The sequence below is a fragment of the Streptomyces sp. NPDC046303 genome (assembly GCF_055588085.1).
In genome coordinates this window covers 172,143-197,001 of the sequence record NZ_JBVJFA010000005.1, presented here as the reverse complement: position 1 = coordinate 197,001, position 24,859 = coordinate 172,143, and the positions used below count along the sequence as shown (strand labels likewise).

At 73.1% G+C, this 24,859-nt stretch carries 24 protein-coding genes and 1 tRNA gene; 11 read left to right on the top strand and 14 right to left on the bottom strand.

Annotation, left to right across the window (positions count from 1 at the left end):
• Positions 1 to 72: 72 nt before the first annotated feature.
• The 3 genes from ACZ6I1_RS07505 to pdhA are packed head-to-tail and all read right to left on the bottom strand — an operon-like array spanning position 73 to position 3,520.
• Positions 73 to 1,368 (bottom strand): dihydrolipoamide acetyltransferase family protein, encoded by a 1,296-nt coding sequence (locus tag ACZ6I1_RS07505; RefSeq protein ID WP_469284178.1) that lies wholly within the window; start codon positions 1,366 to 1,368, stop codon positions 73 to 75.
• Complete coding sequence (locus ACZ6I1_RS07500; RefSeq protein WP_469284176.1) at positions 1,368 to 2,387, bottom strand: alpha-ketoacid dehydrogenase subunit beta; 1,020 nt, start codon at positions 2,385 to 2,387, stop codon at positions 1,368 to 1,370. The genes ACZ6I1_RS07505 and ACZ6I1_RS07500 overlap by 1 nt, the downstream gene beginning before the upstream one ends.
• The gene (gene pdhA / locus ACZ6I1_RS07495; RefSeq protein WP_469284174.1) at positions 2,384 to 3,520 is read right to left on the bottom strand and encodes a pyruvate dehydrogenase (acetyl-transferring) E1 component subunit alpha; all 1,137 of its coding nucleotides are present in this window, start codon (positions 3,518 to 3,520) and stop codon (positions 2,384 to 2,386) included. Before pdhA ends, ACZ6I1_RS07500 begins: the two co-directional genes overlap by 4 nt.
• A 205-nt stretch (positions 3,521 to 3,725) precedes the next feature.
• Here pdhA and ACZ6I1_RS07490 point away from each other — a divergent pair, with 205 nt between their 5' ends.
• Positions 3,726 to 4,295 carry an Lrp/AsnC family transcriptional regulator gene (locus ACZ6I1_RS07490; RefSeq protein WP_469284171.1) on the top strand — a complete coding sequence of 190 codons (570 nt, stop codon included), beginning with the start codon at positions 3,726 to 3,728 and terminating at the stop codon, positions 4,293 to 4,295.
• Between the two features lie 39 nt (positions 4,296 to 4,334).
• On the opposite strand, the gene ACZ6I1_RS07485 is transcribed toward ACZ6I1_RS07490, so the two are convergent.
• Both ACZ6I1_RS07485 and ACZ6I1_RS07480 read right to left on the bottom strand, forming a co-directional pair.
• A complete protein-coding gene (locus tag ACZ6I1_RS07485; protein ID WP_469284169.1) occupies positions 4,335 to 4,922 on the bottom strand; it encodes a TetR/AcrR family transcriptional regulator in 588 nt (195 codons plus the stop codon).
• Positions 4,919 to 6,448 carry a 3-hydroxyacyl-CoA dehydrogenase gene (locus ACZ6I1_RS07480; RefSeq protein WP_469284167.1) on the bottom strand — a complete coding sequence of 510 codons (1,530 nt, stop codon included), beginning with the start codon at positions 6,446 to 6,448 and terminating at the stop codon, positions 4,919 to 4,921. The genes ACZ6I1_RS07485 and ACZ6I1_RS07480 overlap by 4 nt, the downstream gene beginning before the upstream one ends.
• A 124-nt stretch (positions 6,449 to 6,572) precedes the next feature.
• Between ACZ6I1_RS07480 and paaN the strand changes: the two genes are divergently transcribed.
• Positions 6,573 to 8,255, top strand: a complete 1,683-nt coding sequence (gene paaN / locus ACZ6I1_RS07475) for a phenylacetic acid degradation protein PaaN (RefSeq protein WP_469284165.1) — start codon at positions 6,573 to 6,575, stop codon at positions 8,253 to 8,255.
• Here the strand turns inward: paaN and ACZ6I1_RS07470 are convergent.
• From ACZ6I1_RS07470 to ACZ6I1_RS07460, 3 genes are all read right to left on the bottom strand, one after another.
• Positions 8,252 to 9,013, bottom strand: a complete 762-nt coding sequence (locus ACZ6I1_RS07470) for a TrmH family RNA methyltransferase (RefSeq protein ID WP_469284163.1) — start codon at positions 9,011 to 9,013, stop codon at positions 8,252 to 8,254. The genes paaN and ACZ6I1_RS07470 overlap by 4 nt on opposite strands.
• A 176-nt stretch (positions 9,014 to 9,189) precedes the next feature.
• A complete protein-coding gene (locus ACZ6I1_RS07465; protein WP_469284399.1) occupies positions 9,190 to 10,296 on the bottom strand; it encodes an HTTM domain-containing protein in 1,107 nt (368 codons plus the stop codon).
• 44 nt (positions 10,297 to 10,340) lie between these two features.
• On the bottom strand, positions 10,341 to 11,003 hold the full coding sequence (locus tag ACZ6I1_RS07460) for a DUF5819 family protein (RefSeq protein ID WP_469284161.1): 663 nt from the start codon (positions 11,001 to 11,003) through the stop codon (positions 10,341 to 10,343).
• A 147-nt stretch (positions 11,004 to 11,150) separates the two neighbouring features.
• Between ACZ6I1_RS07460 and paaA the strand changes: the two genes are divergently transcribed.
• The 6 genes from paaA to ACZ6I1_RS07430 all read left to right on the top strand — a co-directional run bounded on the left by paaA (position 11,151) and on the right by ACZ6I1_RS07430 (position 16,034).
• Positions 11,151 to 12,185, top strand: a complete 1,035-nt coding sequence (paaA, locus tag ACZ6I1_RS07455; RefSeq protein ID WP_469284159.1) for a 1,2-phenylacetyl-CoA epoxidase subunit PaaA — start codon at positions 11,151 to 11,153, stop codon at positions 12,183 to 12,185.
• On the top strand, positions 12,182 to 12,466 hold the full coding sequence (paaB, locus tag ACZ6I1_RS07450; RefSeq protein WP_384757985.1) for a 1,2-phenylacetyl-CoA epoxidase subunit PaaB: 285 nt from the start codon (positions 12,182 to 12,184) through the stop codon (positions 12,464 to 12,466). The genes paaA and paaB overlap by 4 nt, the downstream gene beginning before the upstream one ends.
• Positions 12,463 to 13,200, top strand: coding sequence for a 1,2-phenylacetyl-CoA epoxidase subunit PaaC (paaC, locus tag ACZ6I1_RS07445; RefSeq protein WP_469284155.1), 738 nt, complete (start codon positions 12,463 to 12,465; stop codon positions 13,198 to 13,200). Before paaB ends, paaC begins: the two co-directional genes overlap by 4 nt.
• Positions 13,194 to 13,700: a 1,2-phenylacetyl-CoA epoxidase subunit PaaD gene (gene paaD, locus ACZ6I1_RS07440; protein WP_469284153.1), complete on the top strand. Its 507-nt coding sequence runs from the start codon at positions 13,194 to 13,196 to the stop codon at positions 13,698 to 13,700. The genes paaC and paaD overlap by 7 nt, the downstream gene beginning before the upstream one ends.
• The gene (locus ACZ6I1_RS07435) at positions 13,701 to 14,801 is read left to right on the top strand and encodes a 2Fe-2S iron-sulfur cluster-binding protein (RefSeq protein WP_469284149.1); all 1,101 of its coding nucleotides are present in this window, start codon (positions 13,701 to 13,703) and stop codon (positions 14,799 to 14,801) included.
• Between the two features lie 90 nt (positions 14,802 to 14,891).
• The gene (locus ACZ6I1_RS07430) at positions 14,892 to 16,034 is read left to right on the top strand and encodes an acyl-CoA dehydrogenase family protein (protein WP_469284147.1); all 1,143 of its coding nucleotides are present in this window, start codon (positions 14,892 to 14,894) and stop codon (positions 16,032 to 16,034) included.
• Between the two features lie 47 nt (positions 16,035 to 16,081).
• Here ACZ6I1_RS07430 and ACZ6I1_RS07425 read toward each other — a convergent pair whose 3' ends face one another.
• The 6 genes from ACZ6I1_RS07425 to ACZ6I1_RS07400 all read right to left on the bottom strand — a co-directional run bounded on the left by ACZ6I1_RS07425 (position 16,082) and on the right by ACZ6I1_RS07400 (position 21,611).
• On the bottom strand, positions 16,082 to 16,426 hold the full coding sequence (locus ACZ6I1_RS07425) for a rhodanese-like domain-containing protein (RefSeq protein WP_469284144.1): 345 nt from the start codon (positions 16,424 to 16,426) through the stop codon (positions 16,082 to 16,084).
• Between the two features lie 98 nt (positions 16,427 to 16,524).
• The gene (locus ACZ6I1_RS07420; RefSeq protein WP_469284143.1) at positions 16,525 to 17,340 is read right to left on the bottom strand and encodes a J domain-containing protein; all 816 of its coding nucleotides are present in this window, start codon (positions 17,338 to 17,340) and stop codon (positions 16,525 to 16,527) included.
• Between the two features lie 79 nt (positions 17,341 to 17,419).
• Positions 17,420 to 18,856, bottom strand: coding sequence for a DUF2252 domain-containing protein (locus ACZ6I1_RS07415; RefSeq protein ID WP_469284142.1), 1,437 nt, complete (start codon positions 18,854 to 18,856; stop codon positions 17,420 to 17,422).
• A gap of 52 nt (positions 18,857 to 18,908) precedes the next feature.
• Positions 18,909 to 19,595 (bottom strand): response regulator, encoded by a 687-nt coding sequence (locus tag ACZ6I1_RS07410; protein ID WP_469284139.1) that lies wholly within the window; start codon positions 19,593 to 19,595, stop codon positions 18,909 to 18,911.
• A gap of 8 nt (positions 19,596 to 19,603) precedes the next feature.
• Positions 19,604 to 21,274, bottom strand: coding sequence for a sensor histidine kinase (locus ACZ6I1_RS07405; RefSeq protein WP_469284396.1), 1,671 nt, complete (start codon positions 21,272 to 21,274; stop codon positions 19,604 to 19,606).
• A gap of 254 nt (positions 21,275 to 21,528) precedes the next feature.
• Positions 21,529 to 21,611, bottom strand: a tRNA-Leu gene (locus ACZ6I1_RS07400).
• A 292-nt stretch (positions 21,612 to 21,903) separates the two neighbouring features.
• Between ACZ6I1_RS07400 and ACZ6I1_RS07395 the strand changes: the two genes are divergently transcribed.
• From ACZ6I1_RS07395 to ACZ6I1_RS07385, 3 genes are all read left to right on the top strand, one after another.
• Positions 21,904 to 22,740 (top strand): FhaA domain-containing protein, encoded by an 837-nt coding sequence (locus ACZ6I1_RS07395; protein ID WP_469284137.1) that lies wholly within the window; start codon positions 21,904 to 21,906, stop codon positions 22,738 to 22,740.
• Between the two features lie 10 nt (positions 22,741 to 22,750).
• Positions 22,751 to 23,248, top strand: a complete 498-nt coding sequence (locus tag ACZ6I1_RS07390; protein ID WP_215145016.1) for an FHA domain-containing protein FhaB/FipA — start codon at positions 22,751 to 22,753, stop codon at positions 23,246 to 23,248.
• A gap of 138 nt (positions 23,249 to 23,386) precedes the next feature.
• A complete protein-coding gene (locus ACZ6I1_RS07385) occupies positions 23,387 to 24,847 on the top strand; it encodes a PP2C family protein-serine/threonine phosphatase (RefSeq protein ID WP_469284135.1) in 1,461 nt (486 codons plus the stop codon).
• Positions 24,848 to 24,859: the final 12 nt, after the last annotated feature.

Here is a 24,859-nt window from a genome sequence, read left to right as displayed (position 1 = left end):
CACACGCCGGCGGGGCTGATCTTCAGCCTCGCCGGCGTGTGAGGCGCGGGTCCGGGCCGAGCCCGGGACGAGCTACAGGCTGCGCAGCAGCACCGCCGGGGATTCCACGCAGTCGGCGACGTAGCGCAGGAACCCGCCCGCCGTGCCCCCGTCACAGACCCGGTGGTCGAAGGTCAGGGACAACTGCACGACCTGCCGAACGGCCAGTTCACCGTTGTGCACCCACGGCTTGGCGATGATCCGCCCGACACCGAGCATCGCCGCCTCGGGGTGGTTGATGATCGGCGTGGAGCCGTCGACACCGAACACCCCGTAGTTGTTCAGGGTGAACGTCCCGCCCGTCAGGTCCGCCGGCGCCAGCTTCCCGGCGCGCGCCAGCTCCGTCAGCCGGGCGAACTCCGCCGACAGCGACTCCGGGTTGCGGTTCTGCGCGTCCCGGACCACCGGGACCATCAGGCCCCGCTCGGTCTGCGCGGCGAAGGACAGGTGCACGGACGGCAGCCGGACGATCTCGCCCGCCGCCATGTCCACCATGGAGTTGAGCTCCGGATAGCGGGCCAGCGCGGCCGTGCAGATCCGGGCCAGCAGCGCGAGCACCGAGATCTTGGGCCCGCCCACCGCGTTCATCGCCGCGCGGGCAGCCATCAGCTCCGTGGCGTCCGCGTCGACCCAGCAGGTCGCGTCCGGGATCTCCCGGCGGCTGCGCGACAGCTTCTCGGCGACCGCCCCGCGCACCCCCTTGAGCGGGATCCGCTCGCCCTGCGCCGCCACGGCCACGGGGGCCGCGACCGGGGCCGCGAGGGGCGCGGCGACGGGCTGCGGCGCGCGGAGCGCGGACAGCGCCGCCTCGACGTCCGCGCGCAGGATCAGCCCTTCCGGGCCCGACCCGCGCAGCGCGCGCAGGTCGACCCCGTGGTCCTTGGCCAGCTTCCGTACCAGCGGCGAGATCACCGGTACGGGCCCGGCGGCCTGGGCCACCGGCGCCGAGACCGCGGCGGTGACGGGTCGCACCCGTCGCCGACGGGCCGGACGCGAATGGTCCGTGCCGTAGCCGACCAGGACGTTCCCGGAACCGGAGGCCTCGGCCGCGGGCTCCGCGGGAGCCGCCGCGGCGGGCGCCTCCGCCCCCACCGCCACGGTGATCAGCGGGGCCCCGACGGGTAGCTCCTGGCCCTCCTCCCCGAAACGGGCGGTGACCACGCCGCCGTAGGGACAGGGCACTTCCACCATGGCCTTGGCCGTTTCGACCTCGACCACGGGCTGGTCGATGGCGACGACATCGCCCACCGCGACCAGCCAGCGCACGATCTCGGCCTCCGTCAGGCCCTCACCGAGATCCGGCAGCTTGAATTCCATGACCTGCGGCATCAGTTCTCCCACTGCAGGCGGGCCAAGGTGTCCAGGATCCGGTCCACACCGGGCAGGTGGTGCTTCTCGAGCATCGGCGGCGGGTACGGGATGTCGAAGCCCGTGACCCGCAGCACCGGCGCCTCCAGGTGGTGGAAGCAGCGCTCGGTCACCCGGGCGGCGATCTCCGCGCCCGGTCCGCCGAAGCCGGCGGCCTCGTGGACCACCACCGCGCGCCCGGTGCGGCGTACGGATTCCACGACCGTGTCCTCGTCGAACGGGACCAGCGAGCGCAGGTCCACGACCTCCAGGTCCCAGCCCTCCTCGCGCGCCGCCTCGGCCGCCTCCAGACACACCGGCAGCGAAGGCCCGTACGTGATCAGCGTCGCGCTCGTGCCGGTCCGCCGGACCAGGGCCTTGCCGATGCCCGGCACCGCGGCCGGGGCCTGCGGCGACCAGTCGGACTTCGACCAGTAGAGCCGCTTCGGCTCCAGGAAGACCACCGGGTCGTCGCTCGCGATGGACGCGCGCAGCAGCCCGTACGCGTCCTCGACCGTCGCCGGGGTCACCACGTGCAGGCCGGGCGTGGCCAGGTAGTACGCCTCGGAGGAGTCGCAGTGGTGCTCGACGCCGCCGATCCCGCCGCCGTACGGCACGCGGATGGTGATCGGCAGCGGCATCGCGCCCCGCGTGCGGTTGCGCATCTTGGCCACGTGCGAGATCAGCTGCTCGAAGGCCGGGTACGCGAACGCGTCGAACTGCATCTCCACGACGGGCCGCAGCCCGTACATGGCCATGCCGACCGCCGCGCCCAGGATGCCGGCCTCCGCGAGCGGGGTGTCCGTGCAGCGGTCCTCGCCGAACTCCTTCGCGAGGCCGTCCGTGATCCGGAAGACGCCGCCCAGCGTCCCGACGTCCTCGCCCATGACGTGGACCGTCGGGTCCTCGGCCATCGCGTCGCGCATCGCGCGCGTCAGGGCCTGGGCCATCGTCGCGGGCTTGGCCCCCGACTTCGCCGCCTTCGCCGCCACCGTGGTCATGCGTCTCCCTCCGCGTCCAGCTCGGCGCGCAGCTGGGCCGCCTGCTCGCGCAGCCGGCCGGTCTGCTCCGCGTACACGTGCGCGAAGAGGTCCATCGGGTCCAGCACCGGATCCGCGTTCATCCCCTCGCGCAGCGAGGCGGCCATGGTCTCGGCGGCGTCGCGCGCCTCCTGGATGCCCGCTTCGTCGAGGATCCCGCGCGCGGTCAGCTCGCGCTCCAGCAGCTCGACCGGGTCGTGCGCCTTCCAGGCCTCGACCTCGGCGTCCCCGCGGTAGCGGGTGGCGTCGTCCGCGTTCGTGTGGGCCTCCATCCGGTACGTGACGGCCTCGATCAGGGTCGGACCGCCGCCGGCCCGGGCCCGCCGGACGGCCTCGGTCAGCACCTCGTGCATCGCGGCCACGTCGTTGCCGTCGACCAGCCGGCCGGGCATCCCGTAGCCCACGGCCTTGTGGGCCAGCGTCGGGGCGGCGGTCTGCTTGGCGAGCGGGACGGAGATCGCGAAGCCGTTGTTCTGGACGAGGAAGACCACCGGCGCCTGCCAGACGGCGGCGAAGTTGAGGGCCTCGTGGAAGTCGCCCTCGCTGGTCCCGCCGTCGCCGACCATGGCCAGGGCCACGACGTCGTCGCCGCGCAGCCGGGCCGCGTGGGCCAGGCCCACGGCGTGCGGCAGCTGGGTGGCGAGGGGGGTGCTCAGCGGGGCTATCCGGTGCTCGCGCGGGTCGTACCCGGTGTGCCAGTCGCCGCGCAGCAGGGTCAGCGCCTGTACCGGGTCCAGTCCGCGCGCCACGGCCGCGAGGGTGTCGCGGTAGCTCGGGAACAGCCAGTCCTGGTCCTCGAGGACCATCGCGGCCGCGATCTCGCAGGCCTCCTGGCCGACGGTGGACGGGTAGACGGCGAGCCGCCCCTGCCTGGTCAGCGCGGTGGCCTGCGCGTTGTAGCGGCGGCCGCGCACCAGCTCGGCGTAGCAGCGGCGCATCAGCGCGGGGTCGAGCCGGTCCGCCGCCGGCGTACCGAGGACCCGGTAGGGCTCGGCGTCCGGGAGCAGCGGAGCGGCGTCCGTACGGGGCCTCCAGGCGGGCGGCGGGGTGGGTCGGTGGGACGCACCGGCACCGGGCAGCTCTTGGACCGTCATGGCGGCGTACACCTCCTCGTGGGAAGCGGGCTGGGGCACCCCCGGCGGTGGCCGGGGGAGACGACGGCTCTGGTGTGAGGCGCCTCACCTACCGATTGTTCGGTTGTCCGCGCAATTTGGCTACAGGCGGCTCCAGGCTGTGGACAAACTGGCGTCTGGGCCCTGGGATGGATGCAGGACGTCCAGGAGAGGGAGGCATCGGGCAATGCCGGATGAACAAATGGCCGGAGCGGGTTCCGCACCGGTCCCGCCGGGGGGCGCCCCGGTTACCCCATCGGTGTCTTCCGTCCCACCCCGCCCCCTGGATCCGATCGACCGGTCGATCATGCGGCTGCTCCAGGCGGACGGCCGCGCGTCGATACGCTCGGTCGCCGAACAGGTCCACGTATCGCGCGCCAACGCCTACGCCCGCATCAACCGGCTCATCGACGACGGGGTGATCCGGGGCTTCACGGCCCGCGTCAACCACGAGCGGGCAGGGCAGGGCGCCTCCGCCTACATCACCCTGAAGATCGTCCAGAATTCCTGGCGGACGGTGCGCGAAAAGCTCCGGGAGCTCCCCGGCGCCGCGCACATCGCCCTGGTCAGCGGCGACTTCGACGTCCTGCTGCTGGTCCACACCCCGGACAACCGGACCCTGCGCGAACTGGTGCTGACCCGTCTCCAGTCCATCCCGGAGGTGCTGTCCACGCGCACGCTGCTGGTGTTCGAGGAAACGGATCTGCTGGACTCGGGCCCGGGGCCGTCCGGGCCTCCGTCGCTCACCGAGGAGTAGGCGCGGTTGCGGGGCGGGGGCGGTCCCGGCGGTCGGCGGTCAGCGGACCGTCCGCAGCCCGTCGAAGGCCATGTGCACCACCGCGTCGGCCAGTTGGTCCGGTCCCGTGCCCGGGTGCGGGCGGTACCACTCGACCAGGGAGTTGACCATGCCGAAGAGGAGCCGGGTGGCGAGCCGGATGTCCACGTCCGCCCGCAGGTCCCCGTCGGCGGCGGCCGCCTTGAGCAGGTCGGCGACCTGGTGGTCGAACTCGCGGCGGCGTTCCAGGGCCCAGCGCTCGGTCCGGGTGTTGCCGCGCACGCGCAGCAGCAGGGTCACGTACGGCAGCTCGCCGACGAGCACCTCCACCGTGCGGCGCGTGACGTACTCGACGCGCTCGACCGCCCGCCCCCGTACCGCGCCGGGCTCCTCCAGGATGGCGAAGAGCCCGTCGAGGGCGCGGCTCACGGCGCGGCGCAGCAGCTCCTCCTTGCTCGTCACGTGGTGGTAGATCGAGGACTTCGAGATGCCCGCGGCCTTGGAGAGGTGCTCCATCGAGGTGCCGTCGTAGCCGCGCTCGTTGAAGACCTGGACGGCGACCGACAACAGCGTCTCGGGGGTGTAGGTGTCCCGCTTCGCCGTCGTCATTCGCTCTCCCCCGTCTCGTCTTCTTCCCCTGCGGGTTGCCCCGCGTAGCCCAGCCGGAACAGCGCCAGCGAGGGCGCGTACCGCCCGCCGGGGCAGCGCTCGTCGAGGTGGTGCAGCAGGTCGTAGGCCCAGTCCCGGCCCAGCCGGTCGTGCCATTCGGACGGGCCCAGCGGGTAGTTGACGCCGAGCCGCATCGCCGTGTCGATGTCCTCGGCGGTGGCCACGCCGCGCGCGACGGCGTCGGCCGTCAGGTCGATCAGCATCGCGACCGTCCGGGCGACGATCATGCCGGGGACGTCCCCGATGACGGAGACCTTCTTGCCCAGCTTCTGGAACAGGCCGACGGCCTCCGCCAGCGTCCGCTCGCTCGTGTCCTCGCCGGCGGAGAGCGCGATCCGGGTGGCACCCCGGTAGTCGAGCGCGAGGTCGAAGTAGACGACGTCCGCGAACTCGACCGAGGTCTTCCCGTCCGCGAGCACCAGCTGGCCCTCGCCGGGCAGCTGGATGTACGGGCCCCCGTGCCCGGTGGCGGTGACCGCGATCCCGGCCTCCTCCAGCAGGTCGGCGAGCTCGGCGGCGGGCCCGAGGTCGCCGACCACGGTGACCTTGGCCGGGGCTTCCTCGGGGGCGGCGGTGTGCGGCTCCGGGGCGGTGGCGTCCGGACCGTACGGGTACCAGCCGTGCCCCGACTTGCGGCCGAGGCGGCCCGACTGGACCAGCCGGCGCTGCGCCAGGGACGGGGTGAACTTGGGGCTGCGGAAGAAGGACTCCCACACCGAGCGGGTCACGGCCTCGTTGACGTCCTGGCCGATGAGGTCGGTCAGCTGGAACGGGCCCATCTTGAAGCCGCCGCTCTCGCGGAGGACGGCGTCGATGGTGGCCGGGTCGGCGCCCTGCTCCTCGTACACCGAGAAGGCCTCGGCGTAGAAGGGGCGGGCGATCCGGTTGACGATGAAGCCGGGGGTGTCGGCGCAGCGGACCGGCGTCTTCCCCCAGCCGAGTACGGTGCGGTACGCGCGCTCGGCGGCGGCCGGATCGGTCGCGAAACCGCTGATCACCTCGACGAGGGGGAGCAGCGGGGCCGGGTTGAAGAAGTGCAGGCCGACGAAGCGGCCGGGGTGCGCGAGACCGGCGGCGAGCTCGGTGACGGAGAGGGAGGAGGTGTTGGTGGCCAGCAGCGCGTCCGGCGAAACCACCTCTTCGAGTGCGGCGAAGAGCGTCTGCTTGACGCTGACGTTCTCGACCACCGCCTCGATGACCAGGGCGGCATCGGCGAGGTCCGCGAGGACGCCCGCCGAACCGATTCGGCCGATCGCGTCCTCGGCCTCGGCACGGTCCAGGCGGCCCTTGGCGGCCATCCGCTCGAGGCGGTCCTGCACGAAGCCGACGCCGTCGGCGGCGAGGGACGCGTCGATGTCGTAGATCAGCACGCGGTGACCTGCGAGAAGGGCGACCTGGGCGATGCCCTGGCCCATGGTGCCCGCGCCGATGACCGCCACAGTGCGGGACCGCTCGATTGCTGTCATGTCCTGATCCTCCCGCACCGACTTATCCACAGGTCTGCCGGGCCCTCTTGTCCCGACCGATCGTTCGGTTACTCTAACTCCAGTCTGCTCTCCTTCGCCCGGCTCAACGAGGAGTTGGTCCCTGATGGCCGCCGAGCTCACCGTCCCCCAGCTGTCCGCCAAGCACCGGCCCACCCTGGACCAGGCCCTGTCGGCGATCCGCAGCCGCGCCTACTGGTCCCCGCATCCCGAACACCCCAAGGCGTACGGCGAAACCGCCCCCGCCGACGGGCTCGCCGCCTTCGAGGCCGTCCGCGGCACCCGGCTGGACCTGGGACAGCCCGGCACCGACGGCTGGACGGGCGGCGAGGTCTCCCCGTACGGCCCGGAGCTGGGCGTCGAGTACCCGCACGTGGACCCGGACGTCCTGCTGCCCGCGATGCAGGCGGGCATGGCCGCCTTCCGCGACGCGGGCCCCGAGGCGCGCGCCCTGGTCTGCATCGAGATCCTGGCCCGCATCGGCGCCCGGACGCACGAGTTTGCGCACGCCGTCATGCACACCAGCGGCCAGGCGTTCATGATGGCGTTCCAGGCCGGCGGACCGCACGCGCAGGACCGCGGCCTGGAGGCGGTGGCCTACGCGTACGAGGAGCAGACCCGGGTCCCGGGCCAGGCCGACTGGTCGAAGCCCCAGGGCAAGCGCGACCCGCTGGAGCTGGGCAAGACCTTCACGGCGGTCCCGCGCGGCATCTCCCTGATGATCGGCTGCAACACCTTCCCCACCTGGAACGGCTACCCGGGCCTGTTCGCCTCCCTGGCCACCGGAAACGCGGTGCTGGTCAAGCCGCACCCGAGGGCCGTCCTCCCGCTGGCGCTCACGGTCAAGGTGGCCCGCGAGGTCCTCGCCGAGGCCGGCTTCGACCCGAACCTGGTGGCGCTGGCGGTGGAGCGGCCGGGCGAGGGCATCGCCAAGACCCTCGCGCTGCGTCCCGAGGTCAAGCTCATCGACTACACCGGGTCCACCGAGTTCGGCGACTGGCTGGAGACCCATGCCCGCCAGGCGCAGGTCTACACGGAGAAGGCCGGCGTCAACACGGTGGTCGTGGACTCCACGGACAACTACAAGGGCATGCTGGCGAACCTCGCGTTCTCCCTGTCCCTCTACAGCGGCCAGATGTGCACCACCCCGCAGAACCTGCTGATCCCGCGCGACGGCATCGCCACGGACGCCGGGCACAAGACGTACGACGAGGTGGTCGCCGACCTCGCCGCCTCGGTCGACGGCCTGCTGGGCGACGACGCGCGGGCCAACGCCCTGCTCGGCGCCCTGGTCAACCCGGGCGTCAAGGCGCGGCTGGAGGCGGCGGCCGGATTCGGCGAGGTCGCGCTGGCCTCCCGCGAGATCGTCAACCCGGAGTTCCCGGACGCGGTGGTCCGCACCCCGGTGATGGTCAAGCTGGACGCCTCCAAGCCCGACCCGGATGCGGCGTACCTCTCGGAGTGCTTCGGCCCGGTCTCCTTCGCCGTGGCCGTGGACTCCACGGCGGACGCGCTGGAGCTGCTGCGCCGCACGGTGCGCGAGAAGGGCGCGATGACGGTGGGCGCCTACACGACGTCCGCCGACACCGAGCGGGCCATCGAGGAGGTCTGCCTGGAGGAGTCCGCGCAGCTCTCGCTGAACCTGACCGGCGGGGTGTACGTCAACCAGACCGCGGCGTTCTCCGACTTCCACGGCTCGGGCGGCAACCCGGCGGCCAACGCGGCGCTGTGCGACGGCGCGTTCGTCTCCAACCGCTTCCGCGTGGTGGAGGTCCGCCGCCAGGCCTAGGCCTTCTCCCTGGGCCCGCCCCAGTGGAACAGGGTCATGGCCACGCTGGTGGCCAGGTTGTAGCTGGACACCTGCGGCCGCATCGGAAGCGCGACCAGGTGGTCGGCTCGCTCCCGCAGCTCGGGGGAGATGCCGTGGCGCTCCGAGCCGAAGGCGAGCAGCGCGTCGTCCGGGAGGGTGAGGGCACGGATGTCCTCGCCCTCCGGGTCGAGCGCGTAGAGCGGCCCGGGCGGCAGCGTCTCGAGCGTGATCCGCTCGACGGTGGTGGCGTAGTGCAGTCCCGCCCCGGCGCGGACCACGTTCGGGTGCCAGGGGTCGAGGTCGCCGCGGGTGACCACGCCGGTGGCGCCGAAGCCCGCGGCGAGGCGGACGACGGCTCCGACGTTGCCGAGGTTGCGGGGGTTGTCGAGCACGACGACGGGCGCGGGGCGCGGCAGCCGCCCCAGGGCCGCCAGGCCCGCCTCCCGGCCGGGCCGTACGGCCAGCGCGGCGACGCCGGTGGGGTGCACGCGGGGCAGCAGCCCCCGCAGCGGAGCCTGCCGCGTCCGCCGGGCCACGTCGGCCTCGACGTCCGGAGCCAGCTCGGCGGCGAGCGCCCGTACGCGGTCGGGGTCCTCGGCGAGGACCATCCGTACCTCGGCCCCGAACCGCAGCGCGTGCTTCAGCGCGTGAAACCCGTCCAACACGACGAGATCCCCCTGCTCGGCGGCGTCCCGCCACTGCCGCACCGTCTCGTCCCCGCCCGCCTGCTCACTCATACCCCGACCCTACGGTCCGCCCCACGGCCTGCCGCTGCGCGGGGCGATTCCCCCGCCCCGCCCCTTCCCGAAACCGGGCTATGCCCGGCTGACAGCATCAGCCGAAATCCAGCCCCGCCGGCGTTTGAGGCGCGGGGTCTGGGGCGGAGCCCCAGGACGCGGCGCCGCGCGGACCCTCAGCGGGGCAGGGGGCTCGGCTCGGCAGCCACGCCCACAGGCTCCGCAGCCACCCCCATCCGGCCGGGCCTCAGCGCGGCGACCCTGGCGCCCAGCCAGACCAAGAACCCCGTCGGCAGGAACACCGCGTCGGCGGCGATCATCGCCAGGGAGAAGAACGGCAGGCCCAGCAGCACCGCGATCCCGGCGTGCTCCAGCACCATCACGGCCAGCAGCACGTTCTTGATCCGCCGGTTGAACACCGTGAACGGAAACGCCACCTGCACCGCCACCGTCCCGTACGACAGCAGCATCACCAGGGTTCCGCTGCCGGCGAGCAGCGCGGACAGCCCCGGCCACGGGGTGAAGTAGTCCAGCCCGAGCGGGTAGTACAGGGCCGTCCCGTCCTGCCACCGCGATCCCTGGATCTTGTACCAGCCCGCCGTCGCGTAGATCAGGCAGACCTCCGCCATGATCACCAGCATCCCGGCGTTGTGCAGCACGTTGGCCAGCACGTCCAGCGTCGCCCGGCCCTCCCCCTCCGGCTCGTGCCGGCCGGCCAGCCACCACAGCCCGCAGGCCACCCACGCCGCCGCGAAGGCCGCCAGCCAGCCGTTGCCGAACCGCCCGGTCACCGTCCCGTACGCGAGCACCGAGCCCAGCACGCCCCACAGCACGGGCCCGGCGGCTCCCGCCGAGGCCGACCCGCGCAGCCGGACCCGCCGCGCGTCCAGGGACCACACCTGCGCGCACCGGGTCAGCACCAGGTACACGGCCATCAGGTGGATGACGTTGTCCCCGCCGTCGCCCATGAACACGCTGCGGTTCTGCAGCGAGAGCACCCCGACCATGAACAGCACGGACGTGGCCCGCGTCCGCCACCCCAGCAGCAGCCCGACGCTCGCCAGCACGGCCAGCGCGTAGACGATCTCGAACCAGACCGTCGAGTCCGACCACATCAGGACGGTGAAGGCCCCGTTCGAGTCGATCAGACGCTCCGCCAGCGTCCAGCTCCACGGCCCGTCCGGTCCGTACAGCTCGTGGCGGTGCGGGAACTCGCGCAGCAGGAAGAAGAGCCAGGTCCCGGCGAAACCGATGCGGATGACGGCGCTCTGGTAGGGGCCCATGGCCTGCCCGGTGACCTTCGCCAGCGCGGTCGCCAGGCCGGTTCTCACACCGTCCACCACGGCAGCTCCCGGTAGTACGTCTCGGTGTCGGTCGTCTCGTCGCTCCACTTCGGCGCGGGCACGGCCGTCGTCGCCGAGCGCAGCTGGATCCGCAGGAGGCGCCCTCCGGCGTGGTCGGGGGTGAGCCGGTTCACGGCGATCCGCCGCAGGTACTGCTCGGACAGTTCGCCGCGCTCGCCGTTGGGCTTGTTCTCCTCGTCGTGGGAGCCGGTGAAGAAGTCCCAGGCCCGGCGGAGCTCGTTCTGCTCCGTGTGGCTGGGCAGCAGGCTGTGGCGGATGGCCGCGCCGTCCTCGGCGCTCAGGTTCCGCCAGTCCGTGGTGACGAGCTCGCCGCCGGCCGTCCGCACCTGCGCGCGCACCTCCACCGCGATGTTCTGCTGGAGCGGGTTGGGCGCGAAGAGCTTCCAGTTCTGTTCGAACTCGGGGTAGATCCAGCCGTCGACCGTCCGGGCGTGCTGCTTGCTGACGGTGTTGGACGGGGCGACGTGCAGGAACACGAGGGCCAGATGGGTGCAGGCGGCCACGGCCACGGCGCCCAGGGCGAGCGCGGCGACCACCCGGTAGGGGGAGGACAGACCGGCGATTCCGGGGGGCCGCGGGGGCGGCGGAGCGGCCGCTGCGGCGGGCTCCCGCTCGTTCGAATCCATCCCGCCCCGATCGTCCGGCATCCACAGGGTTGACCTCAGAGGTTGACACCCTACGGGCCGCCGACCCACCATTGAAGAGGATGAACCGAACGATCGGTCGGTCGGGTGGACAGACGGCCGGCCGACACACGCTGACAGGGGACCGGGATGGTGGCAGTGACCCCGGAGACGGGGCCGGAAACGGCCCTCGGGACAGACGGGACGGACGGCACCGGCATGGCTGCTGACCTGGGCGCACAGCTCGCGGCGGCCTTCGACGCGGCGGTCGCGGCGGAGGAGCGCGTGGAGCCGCGCGACTGGATGCCCGAGGAATACCGCGCCTCCCTCGTGCGTCAGATGGCCCAGCACGCCCACTCCGAGATCATCGGCATGCAGCCCGAGGCCAACTGGATCACGCGTGCGCCCTCGCTGCGCCGCAAGGCGATCCTGATGGCCAAGGTGCAGGACGAGGCGGGCCACGGCCTCTACCTCTACAGCGCCGCCGAGACCCTGGGCACCAGCCGCGACGAGCTGCTCGACAAGCTCCACGCGGGCAAGCAGAAGTACTCCTCGATCTTCAACTACCCCACCCTGACCTGGGCCGACGTCGGTGCCATCGGCTGGCTGGTGGACGGCGCGGCGATCACCAACCAGGTGCCGATCTGCCGCTGCTCCTACGGGCCGTACGCGCGCGCCATGGTCCGCATCTGCAAGGAGGAGTCCTTCCACCAGCGCCAGGGCTTCGAGCTCCTCATGACCCTGTCCAAGGGCACCGAGGCACAGCACGCCATGGCCCAGGACGCGGTCGACCGCTGGTGGTGGCCCTCGCTGATGATGTTCGGCCCGCCCGACGACGAGTCCGCGCACTCGGCGCAGTCGATGGCCTGGCGGATCAAGCGGCACTCGAACGACGAGCTGCGCCAGCGGTTCGTGGACATCGCCGTCCCGCAGGCGGAGGCCCTCGGCCTGACGCTGCCCGACCCGGACCTGAAGTGGAACGAGGAGCGCGGGCACCACGACTTCGGCGCCATCGACTGGGCGGAGTTCTGGAACGTGCTCAAGGGCAACGGCCCGTGCAACGAGCAGCGCCTGAGCCAGCGGCGCAGGGCGCACGAGGAAGGCGCCTGGGTGCGCGACGCGGCCGCGGCGTACGCGGAGAAGCAGGCGGCACACGCCGCACAGAACGAGGAGGCACGGGTATGACGCAGAACTGGCCCCTGTGGGAGGTGTTCGTGCGCTCGCGCCGCGGCCTCTCGCACACGCACGCGGGAAGCCTGCACGCCCCCGACGCGGAGATGGCCCTGCGCAACGCCCGCGACCTCTACACCCGGCGCAGCGAGGGCGTCTCGATCTGGGTGGTGCCCTCCACCGAGATCACCGCCTCCTCACCGGACGAGCGCGACCCCTTCTTCGCCCCGTCCGCCGACAAGCCCTACCGGCACCCGACCTTCTACGACATCCCGGAGGGGGTGAGCCACCTGTGACCGGCACCGACACCACGAACACCGAGGTCACGGCGGCCGCCCTCGCCCTCGGTGACGACGCCCTGATCCTCTCCCACCGCCTCGGCGAGTGGGCGGGCCACGCGCCCGTGCTGGAGGAGGAGGTCGCGCTCGCCAACATCGCCCTCGACCTGCTCGGCCAGGCCCGCGTCCTGCTGACCATGGTCGGCGACGAGGACGAGCTGGCGTTCCTGCGCGAGGAGCGGTCCTTCCGCAACCTCCAGCTGGTCGAGCAGCCGAACGGCGACTTCGCCCACACCATCGCCCGCCAGCTCTTCTTCTCCTTCTACCAGCACGAGCTCTACGGGGAACTGGCACGCGGGGACGGCCCGTTCGCGCCGCTCGCGGCCAAGGCCGTCAAGGAGACCGCCTACCACCGCGACCACGCCGAGCAGTGGACCCTGCGGCTCGGCGACGGCACGGAGGAAAGCCGGGGCCGCATGCGCGCCGCCCTGGACGCCCTGTGGAAGTACACCGGCGAGATGTTCCAGCCGGTGGACGGCCTCGAGGGGCTGGACTGGTCCGCGCTGGAAGGGCGTTGGCTGACCGCGGTGAGCGGGGTACTGGAGCGGGCCGGGCTCGCGCTGCCCGAGGGCCCGCGCACCGGCGCCTGGGCGGCCGGAGCCGGGCGCCAGGGGCTGCACACGGAGTCCTTCGGCCGGCTGCTCGCCGAAATGCAGCACCTGCACCGCAGCCACCCGGGGGCGTCATGGTGACCGCCCACGCCGGCACGACCCGCCTGGAGGCGGAGCTGACCGAGCTGGCCGGCTCCGTCCCGGACCCCGAGCTGCCTGTGCTCACCCTCGGCGAGCTCGGCGTGGTGCGCGGCGTGAAGGTGCGCGAGGACGGCGGCGCCGAGGTCGTCCTCACCCCCACCTACACCGGCTGCCCGGCCATCGAGGCCATGTCCGCCGACATCGAGCGGGTCCTCACCGGCCACGGCATACCCGATGTACGGGTGACCACCGTGCTGGCCCCCGCCTGGTCCACCGACGACATCAGCGCCGAAGGCCGCCGCAAGCTGGCCGAGTTCGGCATCGCCCCGCCGCGCCCGCACGCGGCCGGCGGGCCGGTCCCGCTGACCCTGTCGGTCCGCTGCCCGAACTGCGGGTCCACCGACACCGAGCTGCTCAGCCGGTTCTCCTCCACCGCCTGCAAGGCGCTGCGCCGCTGCACCGCCTGCCGCGAACCGTTCGACCACTTCAAGGAGCTGTAGATGGCCGCACCCCGCCACGGCGCGTTCCACCCGCTGACGGTGGCTGCGGTCGACCGGCTCACCGACGACTCGGTGGCTCTGACCCTCCGGGTCCCGCAGGAGCTGCGCGAGGAGTACCGGCACGCCCCCGGCCAGCACCTCACCCTGCGCCGCGCCGCCCCCGAGGGCGAGGAGATCCGGCGCACCTACTCGATCTGCTCCCCCGCCCCGGCGCCCGACGGCCCGGGCCCGGCGGAGCTGCGGGTCGGCGTGCGGCTGGTGGAGGGCGGGGAGTTCTCCACCTTCGCCCACAAGGAGATCGCCGCCGGGGACGTGCTGGACGTGATGGTCCCGGCCGGCCGCTTCGTCCTGGACCCGGCCGCCGCCCCCGCCGCCGCGCACTACGCGGCGATCGTCGGCGGCAGCGGGATCACCCCCGTGCTGTCGATCGCCGCGAGCCTGCTGGCCGCCCGCCCCGACGCCCGGTTCTGCCTGGTGCGCAGCGACCGTACGGCGGCGTCGACGATGTTCCTGGAGGAGGTCGCCGACCTCAAGGACCGCTATCCGGCACGGTTCCAGCTGGTCACGGTCCTGTCCCGGGAGGAGCAGGAGGCCGGGCTGCCCTCCGGCCGCCTGGATGAGGAGCGGCTGGCCGCCCTGCTGCCCGCACTGCTTCCGGTGGCGGACGTGACGGGCTGGTTCCTGTGCGGCCCCTACGGCCTGGTGCAGGGGGCGGAGCGCACCCTGGGCGCGCTCGGCGTGGCCCGGACCAGGGTGCACGAGGAGATCTTCCACGTCGAGGACAGCACGGCGCCGGTCCGCGCCGGCGCCGCCCCGGCAGCCTCCCACGGCCGGGTCACCGCGCGCCTCGACGGCCGTTCGGGCACCTGGCCGGTCCGCGACGGGGAATCGCTGCTGGACGCGGTGCTCCGCAACCGCGCGGACGCCCCGTACGCCTGCAAGGGCGGGGTCTGCGGCACCTGCCGGGCGTTCCTGGTGACGGGCGAGGTCCGGATGGACCGGAACTTCGCGCTGGAGGCCGAGGAGACGGACGCCGGATTCGTCCTGGCCTGCCAGTCGCACCCGGTGACGGAGGAAGTGGAGATCGACTTCGACCGCTGACCCGGCGTCCTGCCGCTCCCCGGGGCCTGTCCTTTTCCCAGAGCCTGTTCTATCTTGACGCACCGTCAGATCCGAACGGGAGGACCGGCAGTGGACTTCACCTTCACCGAGGAGCAGCAGGCGGCCGTCGAGGCGGCGAAGGCCGTCTTCGCGGACGTCGCGCCCGACGGGGTGCCCAGCCCCGCGCTCACCCCCGGGGCCGTCGCCGACGACTTCGACCGCCCGCTGTGGGCCAGGCTCGCCGGATCCGACCTGCTGAGCCTGGTCCTCGCCGAGGAGCACGGCGGCGCCGGCCTCGACACCATCGCCCTGTGCCTGGTGCTGCGCGAGGCCGCGAAGGTGCTGGCCCGGGTACCGCTGCTGGAACACTGCGCCACCGCCATGGCCGTACAGGCCCACGGCAGTCCCGAACTGGCCGCGGCCCTGCTGCCCGGCGCCGGGCGCGGCAGCCTCGTCCTGACCGCCGCCGCCCACGGCCGCTCCGGCCACGACCCGGCCGAACTCGCCGTCCTCGCCCGCCGCGAGGGCGACGGCTGGATCCTGGACGGCACGCAGACCGCCGTCGCCTGGGCGCAGAGCGCCGACTGGATCGCCGTACCGGCCCACACCGGCGAGGGCGAGGCCGTCCTCGCGCTCGTCCCGCGCACCGCCGAGGGCCTCGCCCTCGCCGACCAGGTCTCCACCAGCGGGGAGCGGCTCGCCGAACTCGCCCTGGACGGCGTACGAGTGGCCCCGACCCACCTCATCGACGACCCGGACGCCTGGGAGCGGCTGCGCCAGCTCCTCGCCACCGGAACCTGCGCCCTCGCCCTCGGCCTCGGCGAGGGCGTCCTCGCCATGACCAGCCAGTACACGAGCAAGCGCGAGCAGTTCGGCTTCCCGGTGGCCACCTTCCAGGCCGTCGCCGTGCAGGCCGCCGACCGCTACATCGACCTGCGCGCCATGGAGGCCACCCTCTGGCAGGCCGCCTGGCGGCTCGACGCCGCGACCGGCGGCGCCGGCGGACCGCTGCCGAGCTCCGGGGACGTCGCGGTCGCCAAGATCTGGGCCTCGGAGGGCGTGCGCCGGGTCGTGCAGACCGCCCAGCACCTGCACGGCGGTTTCGGCGCCGACACCGACTACCCGCTGCACCGGTACCACGCGTGGGCCAAGCAGCTGGAACTCCAGCTCGGCCCGGCCGCCGCCCACGAGGAGGCCCTGGGAGACCTGCTGGCCGCCCACCCGCTCGCCTGAGGGCTCCCGCGCCTGAGGAGCCCCTCGGCCTGAGGGGCCCGCGCGGGCTACAGCACGAAGGCCGGGTTCCCGCTGTCCGTCACCATCGGGCGCCCGGCCCGTTCCCAGGCCTGCATCCCGCCGTCGATGTTCACGGCGTCGATCTCCTGGCGCACCAGGTACTGGGTCACCTGCGCGGAGCGCCCGCCGACCCGGCACATCACGTGGACCCGGCGACCGTCCTCGACGGCCTCGGTCAGCTCGCCGAAGCGGGCCACGAAGTCACTCATCGGAATGTGCAGAGCGCCCTCGACGTGCCCGGCCGCCCATTCGTCGTCCTCGCGGACGTCCAGCACAAAACCTTCGGAGGGCACCGCGGCGGCGTCCACCGAGGGAAGCGGTCCGAAGTTCATACGTCGCCTTCTCTCATCACAGGTCCGGCTTCCAACCTATCCGACGGTGCCGCCCGTCCAGGCGTCCGTCCAGCCCGGACTCGGCCCGTGGCGAGCGCTCAGCCCGTGGCGAGCGCCTCGGCGAGCTCCGCCTCGCGTGCGGCGACCTGCGCGAGCAGCTGCTCCGCGATCTCCTCCAGCAGCCGGTCCGGGTCGTCGGGAGCCATCCTCAGCATCGACCCGATCGCACTGTCCTCCAGCTCCTTGGCCACGAGCGCCAGCAGCTCCTTGCGGCGCGCCAGCCACTCCAGCCGGGCGTACAGCTCCCCGCTCTCCTCGGGCTCCGCCCGCTCCGGCGCGGGACCGGCCGCCCACTCCTCGGCCAGCTCGCGCAGCAGCCCTTCCTCGCCCCGCCCGTACGCGGCGTTGACCCGCGCGATGAACGCGTCGCGGCGCACCCGCTCGGCCTCGTCCTGCGCGAGGTCGGGGTGGGCCTGGCGGACCAGCTCGCGGTAGAGGCGGCGCACCTCCTCCGAGGGCCGCACCCGCTCCGGCGGCCGCACGGGCCGCTCGGTGAGCATGGCGCCCGCGTCGTCGGAGATCCCGTCCGAGTCCATCCAGTCGTGGAACAGCTCGTCCACTCCGGGCATCGGCATGACCAGCGAGCGCGCGTCGCGCGCCCGCCGCAGGTCCTCCGGGTCCCCGGTGCGGGCCGCCTTCGCCTCGGCGATCAGTGCGTCGAGTTCGTCGAGCCGCGCGTACATCGGGCCGAGCTTCTGGTGGTGCAGGCGGGAGAAGTTCTCCACCTCGACCCGGAAGGTCTCCACCGCGATCTCGAACTCGATCAGCGCCTGCTCGGCGGCCCGCACGGCCCGCTCCAGGCGCGCCTCGGGACGTTCGTCGTCGGGAACCGTGTGTTCGGTCTGCTCGCTCACCCGGCCAGCCTACGGCCCGGCGGCCCGGGCACCCCGCGCACACCGGACCGCGCACACCGGACCGCGCGGGCCGGACCGCTCAGACCCCCGACTCCGCCGCGATCCGCCCCGCCCGTACCGCCGCCACCAGATCGGCGTGGTCGGCCTCCGTCCGGTCCGCGTAGGCCACCGCGAACGCGGCCATCGCCTCGTCCAGCTCCTCGTTCTTCCCGCAGTACCCGGACAGCAGCCGCGGATCGGCGCTGTGCGCGTGCGCGCGGGCCAGCAGGGCCCCGGTCATCCGCCCGTAGTCGTCGAGCTGGTCGGCGGTCAGCGCAGCCGGATCCACACTGCCCTTGCGGTTGCGGAACTGGCGCACCTGGAAGGGCCGCCCCTCCACCGTGGTCCAGCCCAGCATGATGTCCGACACCACCTGCATCCGCTTCTGCCCGGCCACCACCCGGCGCCCCTCGTGCTCCTCCGGCGGCGGGGCGAAGCCCAGCGCGGGCAGGTGCGGCAGCAGTACCGAGGGCCGCGCCTCCTTCACCTGGAGCACCAGCGGCTCGCCCCGGTGGTCCAGCAGCAGCACCACGTACGAGCGCGTGCCGACGCTCCCCGTCCCCACCACGCGGAAGGCCACGTCGTGGATCGCGTACCGGGCCATCAGCGGCAGCCGGTCGGGCGGGAGGGTCTGCAGGTACGGGCCCAGGGAGGCGGCCACGGCCGCGGCCTCCGCGTCCCCGACCCGGCGCAGCACGGGCAGCGCGTCCACGAAGCGCCGCCCCGCGGCCGCGCTCCCGCCGGTCCTGCCGGTCCCGCCGCCGTCCGGTACGGCCTCGGTCGACTTCGCGGCGAACCGCGCGGAGGTGTTGTTGCGGGCCTTCTCCGCGACCTGCTCCAGCGTGCCCAGCAGGTCCCGGGCATCGGTGTGCGAGACCAGCTCCTCGTCGGCGATGGCGTTCCACGCGTCCATGGCCGGCAGCCGCGACAGCAGCCGCATGGTCCGCCGGTAGGCGCCCACCGCGTCCAGCGCGGCCGCCCGGCTGGCGTCCTCGCCCGCGCCCGACACCCGCCCGGCCAGCACCAGCGAGGTCGCCAGCCGCTTCACGTCCCACTCCCACGGGCCGAAGACGGTCTCGTCGAAGTCGTTCAGGTCGATGACCAGCCGGTTGCGCGCGTCCCCGTACAGCCCGAAGTTCGCCGCGTGCGCGTCGCCGCAGATCTGCGCGCCGATCCCGGTCACGGGCCCGCCGGACAGGTCGTGGGCCATCAGCCCGGCCGCCCCCCGCAGGAACGCGAAGGGGTTCGCCGCCATCCGGCCCACGCGTATCGGCGTCAGCTCCGGGACGCGGCCGGCGTTGGAGTCCTCCACCGCCCGCACCGCGTCCGGGCGGTCGGCCGGCGCCGCGAAGGCGGCGTGCGCCGCCCGCGGCACGCGCTGGCGCAGCGCCCGGCCCTCCTGCTTGGGCGATCCGTCCGCCACCCGCGGCGCGAAGCCCGCCACCTCCGGGATCCGCTGTCCCACTACCGCCGCCATGCGCGCCGCCCCCACCCCGTACGTTGATCGCGTTCGAACGCGCTGACCGTATCTACAGCCCGGCGTCCCTGGCCAGCAAGGCGGCCTGCACGCGGTTCTCGCAGCCGAGCTTCGCCAGGATCCGGCTCACGTACGTCTTCACGGTCGCCTCGCTCATGTGCAGCCGGCGCCCCGCGTCGGCGTTCGACAGCCCCTCCCCCAACAGTGCGAGGACCCCCCGCTCGCGGTCGCTCAGCTCCGCGACCTTTTCCCTCGCTTCCGCCGGGGAGATCCCGTGCCGGGCGCCTGCGCCCCGGACCGCGGCCTTCCCCGACGCCAGCTGGTCGACCACGTGCCGGGTCGCCGCCGGCGAGAGGTACGCGTCGCCCGCGGCGGCCGCCCGTACCGCGCCGATCAGCTCGCCCGGCGCCGAGTCCTTCAGCAGGAACCCCGCACCGCCCTCGCCCAGCGCCCGCAGCACGTTCTCCTTCTCCCCGAAGGTGGTCAGGATCAGCGCCCGCACCTCCGGCGCGGCCCGCCCCAGCTCGCCCAGCGCCGTCAGCCCGTCCATCACCGGCATCTGGATGTCCAGCAGCATCACGTCCGGGGCGTGCGCCCGGGCCAGGTCCACCGCCTCCCGGCCGTTCGCCGCCTCCGCCACGACCGCGATGTCCGGCGCCGAGGTCAGGATCATCCTGATCCCCGCCCGGATCAGCGGCTCGTCGTCGGCGATCACCACGCGGATCACTTCGGCTGTCACCCGTGCTCCTACTGCTTGACCTCGTAAGCCTGCTTGTCCACGAGTTGCCCGTCCTTGAAACAGAACCGGTAGATCCGGTCCGTCCCCAGCGCCTCCGGCTGGTCCTCCGCCAGCAGCGCCAGACAGTCCGAACCCTCGGGCCGCGGCGGACCCTTGCGCTCCGCCCCGGCCGTCAGGAAATTGTCGCCGCTCGGCAGCCGGTCCCGTACGGCCTGCTCCGACTCTCCCACCTGCACCGCGTCGAAAGCGTCCCGGTCCAGCACCGAGTCGCTCATCGAGCCCACCACCAGGAGCACCCCCGCCCCGAGCACGACCACCAGCAGCACCACCGCGGCGAAGGCGATGCCGCAGCCCAGCGCGAAGCCGCCGGCCCGGCTGCGCCCCCGTACGGCCAGCTCCCGGTCCACCGCCGCCCAGTCCATCGGCGGCGCCCCCGGCAGCCCCCGGGCCTGCGCCCGCTGCCCGAAGTCGTCCGCCACGTCCTCCACGCCGGCCGGCTCCGCCCCGTACGGCAGCACCCCCGCCACCCGGAAGCCGCCGTCCTCGGTCGCGCCCGCGTGCACCATCCCGCCGACCAGCCGCGCCCGCTCGCGCAGCCCCGTCAGCCCCTGCCCGCCGGACACCACCTCGCCGGCCCCGGGACCGGCCGACGGACCGTTGGCGATCTCCACCACCAGCGAGTCGTCCTCGTACCGCAGTTCCACCGTGATCGGCGCCCCCGGAGCGTGCTTGTAGGCGTTCGTCAGCGCCTCCTGCACGATCCGGTACGCCGCGTGGTCGCAGGCCGCGACCAGCGGCCGCGCCTGGCCGGAGGTGGACATCCGTACGTCGGTCCCCGCGCGCTGCGCCGCTTCCACGACCCCGGCGATCCCGGCCACCCCGCGCGCCGCGGGCTGCGCCGCCTCCTCCACCGGGACGGGCGCCTCGACCCCGTCCCGCAGGATCCCGACGACTTCGCGCAGCTCGTGCATCGCGGCCACCGAGGCCTGCCGCAGCACGCCGACCGCTTCCCGCTGACGGTCGGTGAGGTCCGCGTCCACCTCCAGCGCACCGGTGTGCACCGAGATCAGCGCCAGCTGGTGGCCGAGGCTGTCGTGCATGTCCTGGGCGATCCGCTGCCGCTCGCGCAGCCGCGCCTGCCCGGCGACCATCGCCCGCTCGCGCATCAGCTGCCCGTTGCGCTCCTGGAGCGCGCGCAGCAGCGTACGGCGCTGCGACCAGTAACGGCTGGCCAGGCCGGGCATCACGGTCGTCGCCAGGAACATCAGCGTGGAGAACACGATCACGAGCAGCGGCCGCATCTGGTCCCACTCGTGCAGCACGCCGAGCCCGAGCGCCGCGGCGAACGCCAGCGTGAACGCGGCCGCCGCCCGTCCCACGCCGACGATCCGGCGCCCCGCCGACCAGCCGAGCAGGCTCGTGACCAGGAACGACCCGGGCAGGAACACGCTCACGGCCGAACCCGCGACCAGCGTCGCCGCCGGCAGCCTGCGCCGCAGCAGGGTGAGCAGCACCACGACCGCGGCGCTCGCGGCCATCCGGCGCCCGGACCCGTTGTCGAGTTCCTCGACGCCCATGCCGAGCAGCGCCAGCACCGCGGCGATCGCCAGGTCGCCCGCGAGCATCCGCCGGGTCCAGGGCTCCGGCCCTTTGAGCCAGTCCCGGCCCGCACGCGTCATCGCCTTCGCATCCACGCGACCGACCCTAGACACCCGGGCACACCGCCGGCCGCTCTCTTTCGTCGCTCACCGCGCGACGAAAGTCGGACGGGCGGCCGCGAACAACGTGTCCTGGATCACTCCTTGGCCCTGCGGGGGCCGGACGGCCGCTCCGGCCACGCCAGTTGGTCTCCGGAAACAGCGGAAACCCCCGGAAACCGCGGAAACACGAAACGGCCGTCACCGCTTCCGCGATGACGACCGTTTCGTCGATGTGGGCGAGGGGGGATTTGAACCCCCACGTCCCGAAGGACACTGGCACCTGAAGCCAGCGCGTCTGCCGTTCCGCCACTCGCCCGAGCAGCGTCCCAGTGGTTCTTCCCTTTCGGGCCGTTCCCCTGGCGACGTCGAAACATTAGCACGTCGGACGGGGTGGAATCACATCGCTTTCCGCGCACCCCCCGCCCCCGCCGCGGACGGCCCCTCCCGCACTCCGGTCCCGGTGCGGGACACTGGTCCCGAGGCCCCCCTACGATCCCTGTGAGGACCAACACTCGTCCTCACAGGACCGATGGGGAACCACCCGAATCCGCCACGCGTGGATACGATCAGTAAGCAGTACAGGGCGACAACGACGGAGGAGGTGCCCCATGGGAGTTCTGAAGCGGTTCGAGCAGCGACTCGAAGGTCTGGTGAACGGCACCTTCGCCAAGGTGTTCAAGTCCGAGGTCCAGCCGGTGGAGATCGCCGGAGCCCTCCAGCGGGAGTGCGACAACAACGCCACCATCTGGAACCGCGAGCGGACCGTCGTCCCCAACGACTTCATCGTGGAGCTCAGCGCCGGCGACTACGACCGCCTGAGCCCGTACTCCGGGCAGCTCGGCGACGAGCTCGCGGGCCTCGTCCGCGACTACGCCAAGCAGCAGCGCTACAGCTTCATGGGCCCCATCAAGGTCCACCTGGAGAAGGCCGACGACCTCGACACCGGGCTCTACCGGGTCCGCAGCCGCACCCTGGCCGCCAGCACCTCCCAGCCGCAGGCCCCCCAGGGCCGGCCGCAGGGCGGGCCGGCCGCCCAGGGCGGCTACGGCTACCCGCCGGTCGCCGCCCCGCCCATGCCCAGCGCCCCGCCCCCCGGCGGACCCGGCGCCCGGCGGCCCGCGGGCGGACCCGGCCCGGGCGCACCCGTACCGGCCTCCGGCGCCCCGCGGCGCCACTGGATCGAGATCAACGGCACCCGCCACCAGATCTCGCGCCCCACGCTCGTACTCGGCCGAAGCACCGAAGCCGACGTGCGGATCGACGACCCCGGCGTATCGCGCCGGCACTGTGAGATCCGGACCGGAACGCCCTCGACGATCCAGGATCTCGGGTCCACCAACGGCATCGTGGTGGACGGGCAGCACACCACCCGCGCTACGCTCCGCGACGGCTCGCGGATCGTCGTGGGCAGCACGACCATCATTTACCGGCAAGCCGAAGGGTGAAGCGGGGGCAATGTCAGAGCTGACCCTGACGGTCATGCGGCTGGGTTTCCTAGCCGTTCTGTGGCTGTTCGTCATCGTGGCCGTCCAGGTCATCCGCAGCGACCTCTTCGGGACGAGAGTCACGCAGCGCGGCTCACGCCGCGGCGGCGCGGGCACCGCCCCGCAGCAGGCCGGCCGGCAGGCCGCGCCTCCGCAGCAGCGCCAGCGCCGTGGTGCGCCCACCAAGCTCGTCGTCTCCGAGGGCACCCTCACGGGAACCACGGTGGCCCTCGCCGGCCAGACGATCACCCTGGGCCGCGCCCACGACTCCACGATCGTGCTGGACGACGACTACGCGTCCAGCCGCCATGCCAGGATCTACCCCGACCGTGACGGCCAGTGGATCGTCGAGGATCTCGGGTCCACCAACGGCACGTATCTCGACCGGACCCGGCTGACCACCCCGACGCCCATTCCGCCGGGCGCCCCGATCCGCATCGGCAAGACCGTCATCGAGCTGCGGAAGTAGTACGAGAATGAGCGAGCGGAGCGAGCACGCGGCGGTGATCCGTCCCATCGAGGACACGGACACGCGCGCGCTCCCGACCGGAGGGTGGGCAGTGTGGCTCGAGACCGGTTGTACCCGGAGCCGACCGGCGAGGTGCGCATGAGTCTGTCCCTGCGGTTCGCCGCCGGATCGCACAAAGGCATGATCCGGGAGGGCAACGAGGACTCCGGCTACGCCGGGCCCCGCCTCCTCGCGATCGCCGACGGCATGGGAGGCCAGGCCGCCGGCGAGGTCGCCAGCTCCGAGGTGATCTCCACCCTCGTGCAGCTCGACGACGACGTCCCGGGCTCCGACATCCTCACCTCCCTCGCGACGGCCGTGCAGCGCGCCAACGACCAGCTGCGCGTCATGGTCGAGGAGGACCCCCAGCTCGAGGGCATGGGCACCACGCTCACCGCCCTGCTGTGGACCGGACAGCGCCTCGGCCTCGTCCACGTCGGCGACTCCCGCGCCTACCTGCTCCGCGACGGCGTCCTCACGCAGATCACCCAGGACCACACCTGGGTGCAGCGCCTCGTCGACGAGGGCCGGATCACCGAAGAGGAAGCCACCACCCACCCGCAGCGCTCCCTGCTGATGCGGGCGCTCGGCAGCGGCGACATCGTCGAACCCGACCTCTCCATCCGCGAGGTCCGCGCCGGCGACCGCTACCTCATCTGCTCCGACGGACTCTCCGGCGTGGTCTCCCACCAGACCCTCGAAGAGACCCTCGCCGACTACCACGGCCCCCGCGAGACCGTGCAGTCGCTCATCCAGCTCGCCCTGCGCGGCGGCGGGCCGGACAACATCACCTGCATCGTCGCCGACGTCCTCGACACCGACAGCGGGGACACCCTCGCCGCCCAGGTCAACGACACCCCCGTCGTCGTCGGCGCGGTCGCCGAGAACCAGCACCAGCTCTTCGACGGCGGCAACGCCATGCAGACCCCGGCCGGCCGCGCCTCGGGCCTCGGCCGCCAGGCCGCCCCGCCCGCCGGCTCCTTCGGCCCCCCCGGCAGCGGGGAGCAGGGCGGTTACGGGTACGGCGAGCAGGGCCAGGGCGGCGGCGCCTACGGAAGCTTCGGCGAAGCCGAGGCCTATGACGGCGGCTCCGCCTACGAGGACACGTACGACCACCCCCGCAGGCACCGCGGCAAAGGGCGCAAGTGGGCCACCCGCACGCTGACCCTGCTCCTGGTCGCCGGCGTCGTCGGCGGCGGCCTCTACGCGGGCTGGCGCTGGACCCAGACCCAGTACTACGTCGGCGTCAAGGGCGATCACGTCGCGCTCTTCCGCGGCATCAGCCAGAAGCTCGGGCCGCTGGAGCTCTCCACGGTGGAGACCGACCGCCCCGACATCGAACTGAAGTACCTCCCGCCCTTCAAGCGCAAGCAGGTCGAGGCCACCATCAGCGAAGGCAGCCTCGACGGCGCCCGCGAGAAGCTCGACGACCTCGGCGTCCAGGTCTCCGCCTGCAAGAAGGACGAGGAACGCCGCAACGCCGAGGCGCAGAACCAGACACCCGGCTCCACTCTGACTCCCGCGGAGCAGCAAGTGGTCAGCCTGTGCGGAAAGCAGTAGACACCCGCGGGC

What these genes read in the sequence shown, in the direction of transcription:
- ACZ6I1_RS07485 (WP_469284169.1), bottom strand. Translation starts at nt 4,922, where the DNA reads ATGACGACGGCGAAGCGGGACACCTACACCCCCGAGACGCTGTTGTCG.
- paaN (WP_469284165.1), top strand. Translation starts at nt 6,573, where the DNA reads ATGGCCGCCGAGCTCACCGTCCCCCAGCTGTCCGCCAAGCACCGGCCC.
- ACZ6I1_RS07505 (WP_469284178.1), bottom strand. Translation starts at nt 1,368, where the DNA reads ATGCCGCAGGTCATGGAATTCAAGCTGCCGGATCTCGGTGAGGGCCTG.
- paaD (WP_469284153.1), top strand. Translation starts at nt 13,194, where the DNA reads ATGGTGACCGCCCACGCCGGCACGACCCGCCTGGAGGCGGAGCTGACC.
- ACZ6I1_RS07435 (WP_469284149.1), top strand. Translation starts at nt 13,701, where the DNA reads ATGGCCGCACCCCGCCACGGCGCGTTCCACCCGCTGACGGTGGCTGCG.
- ACZ6I1_RS07405 (WP_469284396.1), bottom strand. Translation starts at nt 21,274, where the DNA reads ATGACGCGTGCGGGCCGGGACTGGCTCAAAGGGCCGGAGCCCTGGACC.
- ACZ6I1_RS07460 (WP_469284161.1), bottom strand. Translation starts at nt 11,003, where the DNA reads ATGGATTCGAACGAGCGGGAGCCCGCCGCAGCGGCCGCTCCGCCGCCC.
- paaB (WP_384757985.1), top strand. Translation starts at nt 12,182, where the DNA reads ATGACGCAGAACTGGCCCCTGTGGGAGGTGTTCGTGCGCTCGCGCCGC.
- ACZ6I1_RS07385 (WP_469284135.1), top strand. Translation starts at nt 23,387, where the DNA reads ATGAGTCTGTCCCTGCGGTTCGCCGCCGGATCGCACAAAGGCATGATC.
- ACZ6I1_RS07390 (WP_215145016.1), top strand. Translation starts at nt 22,751, where the DNA reads ATGTCAGAGCTGACCCTGACGGTCATGCGGCTGGGTTTCCTAGCCGTT.
- ACZ6I1_RS07470 (WP_469284163.1), bottom strand. Translation starts at nt 9,013, where the DNA reads ATGAGTGAGCAGGCGGGCGGGGACGAGACGGTGCGGCAGTGGCGGGAC.
- ACZ6I1_RS07490 (WP_469284171.1), top strand. Translation starts at nt 3,726, where the DNA reads ATGCCGGATGAACAAATGGCCGGAGCGGGTTCCGCACCGGTCCCGCCG.
- pdhA (WP_469284174.1), bottom strand. Translation starts at nt 3,520, where the DNA reads ATGACGGTCCAAGAGCTGCCCGGTGCCGGTGCGTCCCACCGACCCACC.
- ACZ6I1_RS07395 (WP_469284137.1), top strand. Translation starts at nt 21,904, where the DNA reads ATGGGAGTTCTGAAGCGGTTCGAGCAGCGACTCGAAGGTCTGGTGAAC.
- ACZ6I1_RS07480 (WP_469284167.1), bottom strand. Translation starts at nt 6,448, where the DNA reads ATGACAGCAATCGAGCGGTCCCGCACTGTGGCGGTCATCGGCGCGGGC.
- ACZ6I1_RS07465 (WP_469284399.1), bottom strand. Translation starts at nt 10,296, where the DNA reads ATGGGCCCCTACCAGAGCGCCGTCATCCGCATCGGTTTCGCCGGGACC.
- paaA (WP_469284159.1), top strand. Translation starts at nt 11,151, where the DNA reads ATGGTGGCAGTGACCCCGGAGACGGGGCCGGAAACGGCCCTCGGGACA.
- ACZ6I1_RS07500 (WP_469284176.1), bottom strand. Translation starts at nt 2,387, where the DNA reads ATGACCACGGTGGCGGCGAAGGCGGCGAAGTCGGGGGCCAAGCCCGCG.
- ACZ6I1_RS07415 (WP_469284142.1), bottom strand. Translation starts at nt 18,856, where the DNA reads ATGGCGGCGGTAGTGGGACAGCGGATCCCGGAGGTGGCGGGCTTCGCG.
- ACZ6I1_RS07425 (WP_469284144.1), bottom strand. Translation starts at nt 16,426, where the DNA reads ATGAACTTCGGACCGCTTCCCTCGGTGGACGCCGCCGCGGTGCCCTCC.